Origin of the sequence: Candidatus Roseilinea sp. NK_OTU-006, from assembly GCF_012931985.1 — a bacterium.
Classification (GTDB): domain Bacteria; phylum Chloroflexota; class Anaerolineae; order J036; family Brachytrichaceae; genus JAAFGM01.
Genome location: NZ_JAAFGM010000017.1, coordinates 23,170 through 36,558 on the forward strand (window position 1 = coordinate 23,170; position 13,389 = coordinate 36,558).

A 13,389-nucleotide genomic window follows, 5' to 3' on the forward strand; every position below is an offset into this window, starting at 1 on the left:
GCTGAGTGTATAGCCTTTACGGCAGCCACGCCGGCTGTGCGCCGTCGGCGATCAACTTGCGGCGCGCGCTGCCATCGGCCTTGAACAACCATAGCTCTGGCAGCGCGTTGATCTCTAGCAGGTTGTAGCGCTGAACGGCGATCCATTGACCGTCTGGGCTCCAAGCGAAAGCGCCGTGGCTGACCTCCGGCTCGGATGTGAGCCGGCGCATGTTCGAGCCGTCGGGGGCGATCAGCCACATCTGTGGGCCGAGGATGCCGCTGCCGCCGCCTGTCTCCTGCCGGCCGAATACCACCACATCCCCCAGCGGCGACCAGGCTGCGCCGGAGTTGCGCGCCGCCCCTAGCGGCGTGACCGGCGTGATGGTGTTGGCGAGCAGGTCGGCGCGCAGCAATTGGTCGTAGCGGCCGGCGTCGAACGCTTCCAGTTCGGGGTAGATGAGCTGGTTGCCATCGGGCGACCATGTGCCCGGATCGCCGAGCACGCTGGGCAGCTCAACGCGCTGATTGGTAGCGAGGTCGAGCACCACGATATTGTTGGTGCTGCCGTCGTAGAAGGCCAGCTTCTCGCCGGCGGGCGCATAGCGTGGCAGCGACGCGATCTGCTGCGAATCGCCGAACAGCGGCGCGGTTTCTTTGGTGTTGACGTCGGCCAGCCAGACGCGTGCCGGCCCGGGCGAGCGGCCGACAGCGCCCTGCACCAACTCCCGCCTCTCGAAGGCGATGCGCGCCCCGTCGGGCGACCACGATATGGCCTGGCACACCTGGCCATCGCATTTCACCAGCTGCTCTCGCCCAGAACCATCACGATTGATGATGTAGATGTCGCGCTCCGCATACTCTGCGCCACGGTCGGCGCTATAGGCGATGCGCGACCCATCTGGGCTAACCGCGAAGTCGTAGATGCCGTATGGCTCATTCGTCAGGGGCTGCGTCGTGCCGTCGTGTGGATCCATCGCAAACAAGTTGGCAGCGCCGCTGGCCGGCGCGAGGTAGAGCAAGCGCGGGCGACTGGTGCGGAAAGTCCACACTACGTCGCGCAGCACCCGTCGGCCGCGCACACTCGCTGCGCCCGATGCGAGCGTGACGGTATAGCGCGTGTCTGGCTGCAGCGGCTGCGCTGCCGACAAGAAGACCGTGTTGCCGTTCCAGCGCCAAGCGCCAGGGACCGGCGGCGTGATGTCGAGGCGCTGCTCTACCGTAGTCGCGCTCATCGGCTCGCTGAATGTGATGGCGATCAGGCTGCGGGTAGGGGCGCGGTCGGCGTTCATCGCCGGCGAGGTTCGCGTGATGCGCACACCGACCTGGTCGCCGCGCACGATGAAGAAGGTGATGAGCAAGATGAGGGCGAGGATGCTGCCAATAGCGGCGCGATCCATTCGGTCAAGACGCATAGCGGTGAGCAGCCCAGGCGAATTTTACGCGGAATAAGAGCGACCCACCGGCAGAGATGTGCAACGGCAGGCGTCAATGCACCTATGCAAACGTGCGGCTCGCGCTGCTCTCGGCGATGAGGCCGAGCGCAGCGGCAGGGAGCTGCAGCCGAAGGCCAATTGGCGGCGCGCTGCTGTGCTTATATCTCCAGCGCTGCGCGCACTAAGCGGGTAGCTCTTCGTTGGGCGGCACGATCTCGCCCTGACTGCTCAATAAGCCTACACCGAACTTCTCGACGGCCTTGCGCGCGCTCAAGTCTGCCCGCATCCCATACACATACACGAGGAATGGGCCTTCTACCCCAACTCGGCGCAGCGCGGCGCGGAACCCTTCCGATCGCATACGATTGGCCCAGGCTTCTACCGCCTGCCATCCCAGACGCGTCTTGGCTTCCAATACAGCCCATAAGCGCCGCCCCTGAGCGTCTTCCACTTGCTGGGCAACGTCTACGTCTCCGTTCAGCCGCAGATATAGCGCCTCGGTCAGGATGTGGTAACCTTTCTCTTCGAGCACAACGCGCAGAACAGCGGCGGCTTCTTCTTCCACAGTCACCCCGATGATGTTCTGAAGACGGGCGACCTGTTCGCTGGTGCGCTGCTGGGCGGCAGCGAGCTCTTCGAGGCGCTGCTCGGTGCGCTGCTGGGCGGCAGCGAGCTCTTCGAGGCGCTGCTCGGTGCGCTGCTGGGCGGCAGCGAGCTCTTCGAGGCGCTGCTCGGTGCGCTGCTGGGCGGCAGCCAAGTCGGCCAGTGTTTTCTCGACTTGGCGGAAGCGTTCTTCGGTGCTGCGCGCAAATTGATCCACAGTAGCAGCCAAGTTCTCCACCGTCTTGGGCAGCCGCAGAATGTCATCCGTCAGCAACAAGCGGCGCATCTCAGCGCGCCAGCTTGGCTGTTGCTCCAGCAACTCAACCAGATCGTGAAAATCAGAGACGGTGAACGGCATTGGCTTTAGCCTTGGTGATTATAACAGTCGTTACCGCTTTATAGTTTCGGCGGGGTCGCATTTCTCTGCAGGCGCAAAACCGGGGAGGGCACAAGCGTTGCCTGCGTCAGCCTTAAAAGATGTCCTGATCAATACCACAGCCTAGACGGGGTTGGTAACGCCGGCCTCCGCGGTCATCCATGCCGTTTACCTTCTGGGCGTCCGCGGGGCTGTGGATGGTTGGCTGGACCGAAGGATTATTGTAGAGACGAGCGCGGTTACAATCGCATCATGCGCCGTTCGCCGATCGCTTGGTTGTATTGGCTTTTGTTCGTCGTCTGTCTGTTGCTCGTCATCGCGCTGAACCTGCCCTGGCCGAGTTTGCCGCCGCAGGACCCCAGCGCGTTGCTGCGCGACAACTGGTTTTTGTGGGGCTTCAACTACTTCGGCATACTGCTTATGCCGCTGGCGGGGCTGGTGATTGACGATGCGCTGCGTCGCAAGATGCGCTGGCCGTTCTATGTCGTCCCCATGTTCGTCGTCGGCATCCTCGCGCTCAGCGTGTACATGGCGCGCCGGCCGGCCGGGGACCTGACCAAGCGTGAGACGCCGCGCCTGCTCGAATTGCGATGGCTGTGGTGGATCCTGTGCGCCGCCGTGATCCTGATCGGCGCGTTCTTCCTGCCGCGCGGCTCGCTGCCGGAACTCGTGGACACAATGAGCCGCAACCTCGGCCTGGCGTTCATGTGGCTGGACATCGCGCTCAACCAGATCGTTGTGCTGCCGCTGGCCCAGGCTGACATGCAGCGTCGCGGCGTCGCGGCGCAAGCGCAGACTTATTGGCTGATCGCGATTCTGCTCACTGGTCCACTTGGCTTATGCGCCTACATGGCGACGCGGCCGGGCGTTGCGGCCGGCTTCCGCACGCCAACAGCGCAAACCGAGCCGGCTTGAGCATCGTGCGCCTCAAGTATGCTTCTTGGGTGTGTCGAAGTGCACCTCGACCGGCTTGCTGTTCACTACGTCCACCCAATGCTTCGCGTCGAAAGTGAGTTCGACCACGGCGCAGGTGGGCAGGTCTTCGATGTCGTTGCTGAAGCGATGCGCCAGCTCGGTCAACTCTGGGTTGTGGCCGATGAGCATCACCTGCTCGTGCACGTCATCGAGTTCCTGGATCAGGTAGAGCAGGGTGCTGACCTGCGCGCCATAGATGCGCCGGTCCACCACAATAGCCTCGCGGGCATAGCCGATCTTTTCGGCAATGAGCTGCGCCGTGTGGATTGCGCGCGTGGCAGAGCTGGACAAGATGAGGTTTGGACGGATGCCGCGCTTCGCCAGGCGTTCGCCCATCTTGGGCGCATCGCGTTGGCCGCGTGGGTTCAGCGGACGGTCGTGATCGGGCAACGACGGGTCATCCCAACTCGATTTGGCGTGGCGAACCAAGATCAATGTCTTCATGCGTCTCCTCTGGCACGATGGATTGCCTTGTTAGAGGGGGCATCGCAGGATGCGCCACAGCTTCTTCCAGGCTTTGCCCTTGATGCGCCGATAGACCTGGGGGAACTGGGCGCGCAGCGCCTCGGCCTGTTGGGCGTAGCGCTGCGAGACCTCGCCGAGTGCGAAGATGGCCTGCGCCGACAACCCATGCTGTGACGCCAAGCTCAGGCGACGCATCTCCTCGATGGCGACATACGCATCTTGGAGCAGGCCGAGCAAGTCTTGCAGCGCCGTCAGGCGCGACAGATAGGCGCGCGCTGCCTTCTGCTTCTGGTAGAGCGGCGTCGCAAATTCCAGCGCATAGCGCAACCGCTTGCATTGAATGCGCAGCGCATGATATTCACTCGGCGACGAATCCTGCCGAATGGCGTCGCCCAGCTTGCGCAGCTTGTCGTAGCGGCGGCGGATCAGGCCGGGCATCTCCTGGCGGGCCGGCTTCATGTATTGCTCGCCTGCGTATAGACTCGCGTCGTCGCGCAAAAAGCCGGTCAATTCGGTGACCAGTCGCTCGTAGCGCGCCGAGTTGAGTCCTCTGAGCAGCTTGGCTTGTGCTTGCTCGCGCCGACGGGTCAAAAGCGCGGTCACGTCATCCAAGGCGTGCAGCGCATCGTTGATGCGCCAGTCTGCCAGGTGCGCCAATTGCACGTCCAGGTCGCGCACCTTGCCGAGGAGGCGGGCCACCCAGCGCAGCTCGTCGCGCAGCGCCTGCGCGGCGGACGGCAAGTAATCGCGAAAGAGTCTTAGGGCCGTGCGCAGCCGGCGTGTGGCTACCCGCATCTGATGCACGGCTTCGTTGTCCTCGCCTAGCCGCACTGCCGGCTCCTGCTTCAAAAAACGCGTGAAATGCTCACGCAATAAGGCACATGCCAAATCGCCGATGCGCGGGTCGTCATTCAGTTGGGCGGCGCCCGCGGGCTGGCCGAGGTCAGGCGCGAACTCCGGCTGCAAATGTTGTGCGCGCAGGCCAAGCTCAAACTTGGAATCGGCTGCCGGCTGCAACCGGCAGGCCGCGCGCATTTCGGCGACGAAGGCCGCTACAACATCGCGCGCGCCGCTTGATGGGGCCTCGGGCGAGAGTTCCACTTCGACGCGCAGAAAGCGCATCGGTTTGTGGCGCAGATCGGCGGCGATAGACACTTCGTCAAGGGCGATCTCGGCCAGTTGCGCGCTATCTTGGTACACGCCGATGCGCTGGCGGCGGGTGCGCGCATCGAAGAGGTGGCGCAGGGTGTGCGCTGCGCGCCTGCCCAACACGGCTTTCAGGCGCTGGCCGACCGGCCCGCGCGCGCGAACTATGCTACGGATGATGGAGTCGCCTCCGGCGCGCTTGAGGTGCAGTTGCTCGTTGATTTCGCGCCGCTGACGCAGCCCATCCCTCCGAGCGCCGAATGACTTGAGCGTGACCTCGGCTGGCTCGCCTTCGACCTGCCGTATGCGCAGCACGTAGCCCGCCCGAAAGATCCGCCAGTCGGGTGTGTCGTAGTAGCCATCAACGTGCTCCTTCGGCGCGTCGAAGCGTAATTGCAGGTCGCCGATGTGGGCGCGCTCGCGCAGCCAGCTTTTTACCGCGTCGAGGTCGTCCGTATCAAACTGCCATTCGACTTCCTGTTGATGCTTGGCGGTGTCAGTCGGCTTCATATTGCATGCTCGAATGCGGCCCCGACGACGCAACGATCTTTCAGGCATCTCGTGAGCGCGCGAGTTGTCTCTGCACAATCGTAGCCGTCAGTTTGACTATTTTCAACTCGGCGCTGCGCCATGCTGCAGGTCAAGGATAACACTTCACATGGACGGGGGCGGTCGAAGCCGGCCGGTTGGTGGCGCTCGGCCTCGATGTGTATTTTGCCGAGCTTGGTCATCCCGACAATCCGAATGGCTCGGTCGCGGACATGGTCGGCGTTTGTGATGCGCACGGCAACGTGCTCGGCCTGATGCCGCATCCGGAGAACCATATCTATCCCTGGCAGCACCCGCGCTGGACGCGCGGTGAACGCGGGGGATTAGGGCTGGCGCTGTTTAAGTCGGCTGTTCGTGTGCTGGCCGCCGGCGTTTGAGCTTAGCGGACGTTATAGGGATAGGCCAGATCGCTCTGACCTGCAATCTGACCTTCTGACTTCTGAACCTCTGACTTCTGATGGTCTGACCTCTGACCCTCCGACTCTGCTCCCTGTCAGAAAAGTCATAGAACCGTCGTAGACTTGTGCGTTTCTGACAGCCAGCGATATGCTAGGATGATTGCAGCATGTCGAACGCGCCCGCGCTGACCGCGCTTTTTACCTGCGAGGTGATCCGCATTATGCCGTTTGGCCTGCTGGTCAAGCTCGAGGATGGCCGGACGGCCGTCATTCGCGAGCGCGAGCTGGGTTGGACGGCAGAGGAGCGGCGAAACTGGCGCCAGACCTACCGGCCAGGCGTCAAAGTGCAGGCCGTGATGCTGGACGAGCGGGGCGGTGAATCGCCGGAGCTGAGCATTCGTCTGGCACACGCCGACCCCTGGCTCACCCTCACCGATTGGCTTCACCCCGGCCAACTGGTCGAGGGCGTCGTCACGGCCGTGCAGCCGTACGGCGTCTTCGTCGAGCTGCAGCCGGGCGTCACCGGCCTGCTACACCAGTCGAACCTGCCGGCCTGGTGCAAGCGGCCGATCGGCGATGCGTTCTGGCCGGGTGACGCCGTGAAGGTGGTGGTGCAGCAGATTGACCTCCATCAGCGCCGCATCGCCCTGACCATGCGAGATATCCGCGCCGTGCGCTGGACTGACGACGCGCGCCAGAACGGCAAGCCGACGGCCGAGTCGCTCGCTGCGCCGAAGCAAGCGGTGCGCCTGCCGCTGGGCCTGGCTGTCCTGCCGCGCACGTATGCCGTATTGATCGTGGATAACGACGGCGAGTACCGCGACCGGTGGGTGCAGTGGCTGCGAGGCGCCGGCCAATACGCCGTGGGGGTTGCGACGGCCGAGGAGGGCCTCGGGCGCGTGGCTGCGGGCGAACCGTTCGACATGGTCATCATGGATGTTCACCTGCCGGGCATGTCGGGGCCAGAGGCGCTGGCACGCATCTTGGACAATGCGCCGGAGGCGCGCGGCGTGCTAACTTCGGGTGACTGGAGCTGCCTGCATGAAGAAGCGAATCCGGCGCTGAGGCAGTTGATGGTGCGCGGCGTGCGGGTGTTGCCGAAGCCCTTCGGGGCCGAAGACCTGCTGGAGGTGCTCATGTCGCTGAGCGCCACTGGCCCGGCGGAGCAGGCATCCGCGCATGAACTGCAGGCGCCGGCAAGCGCTTACGCCGAACCACAGCGGCTGTTGGCGCAGGCGGTGCTGCGCGCCCAGCGCCTGACCCGTGCCTCACTGGCCGTGCTGTTCAAGCTGGACGCCTCGGCTCGCAAGGTAGAGATTGAGCTTCCGCGCAACGATGAGCAGCTGGCGGCCGAAGCGACGTTGAACCTGATCCATAGCCCGGTGCGCGACGTGGCCGAGGATCGCGAATTTTGCTTCATTGAGGATGTCGAGGCTGCTGCCGGCAAGGCACGCTATCTGCTGCCCCTGCTGCGCTTCCAAGCGTGCCTGGGCGCGCCGGTGCTCACCGATGCGGCGCAGCGTTACGCCCTATTCTTCTTTTACGACCGCCCGACTGCCTTCGACGAGGTGCGCCGCGAGCTAGCGCGGGCCGGCGCGCTGGCCGTCGGCGCAGCGTTGGAGCGTCGTGAGGTGGTCGCCCGCATCGTCACCGTTCAGCGTGACATTTTGCTTGGCCAACTGAACCGCGGGCTGGTGCACGAGATGAACAACCGCATCCCCATGACGAGCGACGCAGTGCAATCCCTGAAGCGGCAACTGGATGAAATCGAGCGCGCGCTGGCCACCTCGCCGGCATCGGCGCACGACCTAGTGCAGCGCGTACGGAGCATGCTGGCGAATGCCGCGCAGAGCATCGCGTCGCTGTCGCACATGAATGAGTTGTTCCGGCGCTTCACGGCGCAGTCGAGCATCCGCACCGTGCGCGTGGAGCAGGAGGCGCAGGAAGCCGCCCAGATGCTGCGCGATGAGGCCGAGCGCGCCGGCGTGGATGTCGAAGTCGAAATGCCCGAGCGCATGGTCATCGTGCGCGCCAACCCGATCTATTTGCAACACGTCTTGCTGAATGTGATGATGAATGCGGTCCAGCAGATCGCGCTGCTGCGGCCCAAGAAGGAGCATCGGCAAGGCCACGTGGGCCGCGTGCGCGTACGGGTCGAGGAGCGGCAGCGCCGTGCCGGGCCGGTTGCCATCGTCAGCGTGGAGGACGACGGGCCGGGCATCCATCGCCAGCACGTGCAGCGTATCTTTGACCTGGGCTTCACCACGCGCAGCGACGGCGGCAGTGGGTTGGGCCTATATGTCGCGCGCCACCTGGTGGAGGCGATGCATGGGCGCGTCTATGTCGCCGAGAGCGCTATGTTGTGGGGCACGCGCATGGTCGTGGAGTTGCCGGGAGGGGTTTGATCAGCAACGGGCTGCTCGAAGCCCTGAGGTTCTACGAAGGGGGAGGTGATGAGATGATTCGCGCGCTGATCCTGGATGACGATCCGCTATTCACGCGCCTACTGGCCGACCGGTTGGCATGCGAATCTGACGTGCCGATCCAGGCCGTCGTTGCCCAGACGCTGGAAGCGGCCAAGCAGCTTGTGCAGGGCGATTCGCGGACGTTCGACGTCTTCCTGATTGATGAGCGGCTAGGCGCTGGCGAAGATGGCATCTCCGCCATGGAGGACCTCATGCGCCTACAGCCGGACGCCGAGGCGATCGTTTTCACCGGCTTCGACGATCTCGAAGTCGGCTATCGCGCCTTGCAGGCCGGCGCATTGTGCTACCTCCTGAAGACGGACGGACTAATACCGGAGTTGATCTGGCGGCTGCGCTGGTTACATGGTTTGCGCGCGCTGGATAAAGCGACGCGGCAGGCGGATCGTGCTGAATCGCGCAAGGAGGCTGCTGACGTCATCGTCCAGAGCAGCCTGCAGATGGGGTTCGAGCGCGCGCGGCTATGGTGGGTGGACGGCCTTGAAGATGCGTCGGCGCATGATGGCGCGATGCAGACCCTGGTTGGGCTGGCCGCCGACGGTGCGTATGCGCCGGTCGAGATGCCGAAGGCACGCATCCCCCTCGACCAGTCTCCTTACGCCCGCCACGCGTTGGCATCGCCGGCGGAATTCACGCGCTTTCACGGCGAGGAACTCGGCCCGAGCTATCTCACCCGCCAAAAGCTGGCCGAAGGTTATCGCCCCCCCCCGCTCGGCGATTGGCTGGTTGCACCGCTGCGCGCCGAGGGGCGCTCGATTGGCCTGCTCGTGCTCGACAACGTCACGCAGGCGCGCGAGATTACGCCTGAGCAACTTCGGCTGCTACGAAAGTTCTGCCGGGACGCGTCCACCGTATTGGCCCGCGCCTGGCGCTACGAGCGCCGGCGCCGGTTGAACGAGATCGGCGCGCGCATCATGACCCAGGCCGCCCACAGCGACCTGGACAAAGTGCTGAAGCGGCTGCGCGAGGAGTTGAGGCGCTTCACCAATGCGCACAACTTCATCGCTGCGCTGGTTGAGGAGGAAGGCAACCGACGCTACTTGCACTACCGAGTGCGCTATGAGGATGGCCGCTGGCAGCCGCCGGTCTGGCGCTTCTTGTCGAAACCCGGCTTGTTGGCACACGTGATCCAGCGCAACGAACCAGTCTTCGCGCCAGATGCGGAACGCTACCGCGTCGAGCACGGTCTGCAGACCTTCGGCAAGCCGGCCCGTTCGTGGATGGGCGCGCCACTGCGCGTGAAGGGCCAAGCCGTCGGCGTGATCGCCCTTGAGAACAACCAGAAGGCGCATGCTTTCACCTGGACGGAGTTCGAGCAGTTCGTCGAGGTCGTCGAGCATGTGCAGGGCGCGATTTGGGTCGCGCGGCTTGAGGAGCAGCAGGCGCAGAACAGCCGGCGGCTGCGCCTGCTCCAGCGGGCCAGCGAAGAGATGATGAAGCTGGTGGACGAGCGGGACGAAGCGGCGCTGTGGCTGGCTGCGTTGACGGTGGCTACGGCTGACTACGGCCTGCAGTTCAACCGCGCCGCGCTGTTCCTAGCGCGGGACGGCGGGGCGAAGGTGATCGGCCGTGCCGGCGTAGGCCACTTCAACCCTGCTGAGGCGCATGCCGCCTGGGAAGCCGACCGGGATAACCACATGGACTTCGACCAGGCCTTGGAACGGCTGAGACAGGGCAGGCTGGAGCTCACGCCGCTGCATCGCTATGTGTGCGATTGGGAGATCGCCCTACCACCACAGAGGGGAGATGCCTTTCAGGACGTTTTGCGCGAGGGCAAGCCCATGTGCATCTCGGCCGGCGAAGTGGCGCAGCGCCTGCCAGAGCTGTTCGTCACCCATTTCGGCGCGCACGATTGCGCCGTCGTCCCCCTGCGCGCCGGAAGCCGGGTGATCGGCCTGGTGGTCGTGGATAACGCGCACGACGGCAAGCCCATCCCCAAGCTCGCGCTCGACTACCTCGAGTCGCTGCTGGCGCAGGCCGCACTGATCTACGAAGACCACCGGCAGCGCAAGGCGCACGAGCGGCTGAACGCGCTCACCTGCGACATCCTCTCGCACGCCGACCGACCGTCCCTGAGGGACACGCTGACCGAAATCTGCCAGGTCGCGCTCGCGGTGGCCGGCATGGATTGCGCTTCGATCGTGCCGGTGACGGAGGACGGCGCGCAGGTGACCTACGATGTCGAACGCGCGGGCCATGCCGGCTGGCGAAAGGTGTCCGATCCGATACGCAAGCCGCGTCCAGACGGCTTGACGGCCAAGTCGCTGCGTGAGGGCATGCTTGTGGTACCCGACGTCGGCAAGTATGAGGCGTCCGACATTGGGAAGCTAGTCAGCGAGCACCCGGTGCTGTACGAAGAGGGGGTTCGCGCGCTGATCTGCGCGCCGGTGCGCGCGATGGAGACGGGCGAGACGCTCGGCGCGCTGCGCCTGTATTGGCGGTCGCCACAAGTGTTCGGCAACCCTGAGCGGACGCAGGCCGAGATGTTCGCCCGCCTGGCTGCCGTGGCGATCCAGAACTGGCGCGCGGCGCAGCAGACGCGCGCCGCAGCTGAGGCGGCCGAGGCCGAGGCGAAAGCCCGTGGCCGTGAGCTGGTGATCCACCAGCGGGTGATGGCCGCGGCGTTGCAGCCGGGTGCGCGCCAGGAGGACGTGGTTCGCGCCTTGCTGGATGCGGCCCGCGACGTCTTGAACCTGTCGCAGCTCGTCGTCGAGGTCAACCTGCGCGACTGGGAGCGGCCCGATGACCCGGCAGACTCCGAACCTCGCGCGATCCGCCGCGAATATTTTCTCGATGCGAGCGGCGCGCTCCAGTGCGACCGAGAGTCCGAGCCGTTGCGAGGCATCATCGGGTGTGCGCTGTACAGCGGGCAGACCCAACTGGCGGCGGACGTGACGGCACCCGAATGGCGCGCGTCTTTCTACGATGTCCACAACCGTGGGACGCGCAGCCAAGTGGTCGCGCCGATCCTGCGCATTGATCAGCATGGCTCGGCGGAAGCGATCGGCACGATCAACGCGGAGGCGCCGTTCCCGGATGCGTTCGGCGAAGCGCACGCCCGCGCCTTGGAGCGCTTGGCTGGCGTCGCTGCGCCGGCGCTGGACAATGCGCGTTGCCTGGCAGGCCGGCGGCGCGTGCTGGAGATGGCGCACGAAATCGCTGCGTCGATCAACCTGGATAAGACTCTGGGCGAAATTCGGCGGGTCGTGCGCGAGGTTGCGCCGGATTTGTCGCTCCTGACCCTCTGGCATGTGCGCATGGATAACAAAGAGATGAAGCTAGGGACGCACTTCGGCGTGCGCGACTTGGACGCGCTCCATAGGGAGCGCGCGGCTGAAGGCGGGATCATCCAGCGCGTCCTGGAGGACAAACGGCCGACTTTCGCCCCGCAAGCCGAAGTCCATTCTCCCAGCAGCAATTTCGTCGCTCGCGAGGATATTCGCTCGTTCGCCGCCTTGCTGCTGCGGGCCGAAGACCAGAACGTCGGCGTGATGCTCCTGGGCTATCGTCATCCACATATCTTCGCCCTAGAAGAGCAATTCCTCTTCGAAGTGCTAGCCGGGCTGGCCGCCAGCAGTATCCGCGACGCGCTGTTGCTGGAGTTCGCGGAGCGGCAGCGTGATCAACGCGATCTGGCCCAGCGGGCAGCCGAATTGGCTGCCACCACCTCCAGCGTTCATGTGCTCGAGCAGCGCCCTGACCCGTCTCACCAGCGGGCGGCCGAATTGGCTGCCACCACCTCCAGCAAGGATGAGGCGCTGCGCCGGATCATGCAGCTAATAAAAGATCACTATCCGTACGCTCACGTCGCCATCTATACCTATGAGCGTGCGGAACACGTCCTGAAGGTCACCCCCGCCTCGCCTGACTTCTACCCGTTCGAGGATGTGAGCGAGACCGGAACCTTACAAATCGACGATGGCAGCATCGCAGGCCACGTGGCTCGGCTGGCGCTCCAGACGCGAGACTTCCAATCCTACAACTGCAAAGACGCGTGCTCAGACCCTTACTTCCTGCCGGGGACCGAGGGCATGAACTCCGAGCTGTGCGTCTCGCTGATGAGCGTGGAACGCGACCTGCTCGGCGTCCTGATCCTGGAGAGTTCGAGACCTGCTGCCTTCGACGAGGACGACGAGGAACAAGTGCGCGGCATCGCCCGCCAGATCAGCCTAGTGATGGAACGCGCCGAGCTGGTCAACCGGCTCGTCTATCAGACGTCGCTGGCGATGGCCACCGGAGGGTTTGTGGATTTGGCGCACGTCGCTCGGACGGAGTTGTTGAAGATCCGGCGGCGCGCCTTGCGGTTATCCCGCAAGGAACCGAGTCTCTCCGACGATGGCCGCCGCTGGGCGCGGGAGATAGACGAGAGCGCCGAGCGGCTGCGGCTAGCTTTCCATGAAGCGCAGTTGGGCAACGAAGCACAAGGGAGCGACCATGAGCCACCCATAAAGCCCGTGCCTTGCGATACGTTGATCCGTGAGGTGGTTGAGGAGGCATGTCAGCAGCGTTTATCGAGGAATATAAAACTCGAGTTCAACCTGAACTGTGGCGACATGCTTGTAGAGGTCAACTGTAAGGCGCTCAGATGGGCACTGGATCACCTGGTGGGGAATGCCCTCGATGCGATGAGGGCTGCTGGTCGGCTGACCGTGCGCACCCGGCTCAGGGCCAGCCAGTGGGCCGAGGTGCGCATCGAGGATGATGGTCCGGGCATAGATCCGGCGTTGCGCCCACTTCTGTTTCAACAAGCGATCCCCGATCGGCCAGGGCGTGGGACCGGCCTGCTCCGCGTCCGTCAATATGTCGAGGCCATGGGCGGGACAGTGCGCCTGGTAGAGAGCGAGCCGGGTCGAGGAGCGGTTTTTGCTATTACCCTGCGCGTCGCGCGAGGAAGTGAAGGAGGCGCGCAATGAACCAGATGGGTAATCGCCTGGATGAGTTGAACTGTAGTAAATGTAACACCAAAAAGTGCGTACTAGT

The 13,389-nt window shown here is 64.4% G+C and carries 8 protein-coding genes; 4 read left to right on the forward strand and 4 right to left on the reverse strand.

The genetic code is table 11. The annotated features are described in order from the left end of the window. Positions 1–16: 16 nt before the first annotated feature. Positions 17–1,393 carry an Ig-like domain-containing protein gene (locus GXH28_RS09955; RefSeq protein ID WP_169238872.1) on the reverse strand — a complete coding sequence of 459 codons (1,377 nt, stop codon included), beginning with the start codon at positions 1,391–1,393 and terminating at the stop codon, positions 17–19. A gap of 202 nt (positions 1,394–1,595) precedes the next feature. Next, positions 1,596–2,375, reverse strand: a complete 780-nt coding sequence (locus GXH28_RS09960; RefSeq protein WP_169238873.1) for a hypothetical protein — start codon at positions 2,373–2,375, stop codon at positions 1,596–1,598. A 270-nt stretch (positions 2,376–2,645) separates the two neighbouring features. On the opposite strand from GXH28_RS09960, the gene GXH28_RS09965 reads away from it, so the two are divergent. Then, positions 2,646–3,308 carry a hypothetical protein gene (locus GXH28_RS09965; protein WP_169238874.1) on the forward strand — a complete coding sequence of 221 codons (663 nt, stop codon included), beginning with the start codon at positions 2,646–2,648 and terminating at the stop codon, positions 3,306–3,308. Between the two features lie 12 nt (positions 3,309–3,320). On the opposite strand, the gene GXH28_RS09970 is transcribed toward GXH28_RS09965, so the two are convergent. Both GXH28_RS09970 and GXH28_RS09975 read right to left on the reverse strand, forming a co-directional pair. Continuing rightward, positions 3,321–3,812, reverse strand: a complete 492-nt coding sequence (locus GXH28_RS09970; RefSeq protein ID WP_169238875.1) for a SixA phosphatase family protein — start codon at positions 3,810–3,812, stop codon at positions 3,321–3,323. Positions 3,813–3,842: 30 nt separating this feature from the next. Then, positions 3,843–5,489, reverse strand: coding sequence for a CYTH and CHAD domain-containing protein (locus GXH28_RS09975; RefSeq protein ID WP_169238876.1), 1,647 nt, complete (start codon positions 5,487–5,489; stop codon positions 3,843–3,845). A gap of 179 nt (positions 5,490–5,668) precedes the next feature. Between GXH28_RS09975 and GXH28_RS09980 the strand changes: the two genes are divergently transcribed. The 3 genes from GXH28_RS09980 (at position 5,669) to GXH28_RS09990 (ending at position 13,322) form a co-directional block, all read left to right on the forward strand. Beyond that, entirely contained in the window at positions 5,669–5,905 is a 237-nt protein-coding gene (locus GXH28_RS09980; protein WP_320447945.1) for a phosphoribosylformylglycinamidine synthase subunit PurQ, read from the forward strand. A 188-nt stretch (positions 5,906–6,093) separates the two neighbouring features. Continuing rightward, entirely contained in the window at positions 6,094–8,331 is a 2,238-nt protein-coding gene (locus tag GXH28_RS09985; RefSeq protein ID WP_169238877.1) for an ATP-binding protein, read from the forward strand. Continuing rightward, positions 8,328–13,322, forward strand: a complete 4,995-nt coding sequence (locus tag GXH28_RS09990; protein WP_169238878.1) for a GAF domain-containing protein — start codon at positions 8,328–8,330, stop codon at positions 13,320–13,322. The genes GXH28_RS09985 and GXH28_RS09990 overlap by 4 nt, the downstream gene beginning before the upstream one ends. Positions 13,323–13,389: the final 67 nt, after the last annotated feature.

Coding starts and splice junctions, on each gene's coding strand:
- GXH28_RS09955 (WP_169238872.1), bottom strand. CDS start 1,393: ATGCGTCTTGACCGAATGGATCGCGCCGCTATTGGCAGCATCCTCGCC.
- GXH28_RS09960 (WP_169238873.1), bottom strand. CDS start 2,375: ATGCCGTTCACCGTCTCTGATTTTCACGATCTGGTTGAGTTGCTGGAG.
- GXH28_RS09965 (WP_169238874.1), top strand. CDS start 2,646: ATGCGCCGTTCGCCGATCGCTTGGTTGTATTGGCTTTTGTTCGTCGTC.
- GXH28_RS09970 (WP_169238875.1), bottom strand. CDS start 3,812: ATGAAGACATTGATCTTGGTTCGCCACGCCAAATCGAGTTGGGATGAC.
- GXH28_RS09975 (WP_169238876.1), bottom strand. CDS start 5,489: ATGAAGCCGACTGACACCGCCAAGCATCAACAGGAAGTCGAATGGCAG.
- GXH28_RS09985 (WP_169238877.1), top strand. CDS start 6,094: ATGTCGAACGCGCCCGCGCTGACCGCGCTTTTTACCTGCGAGGTGATC.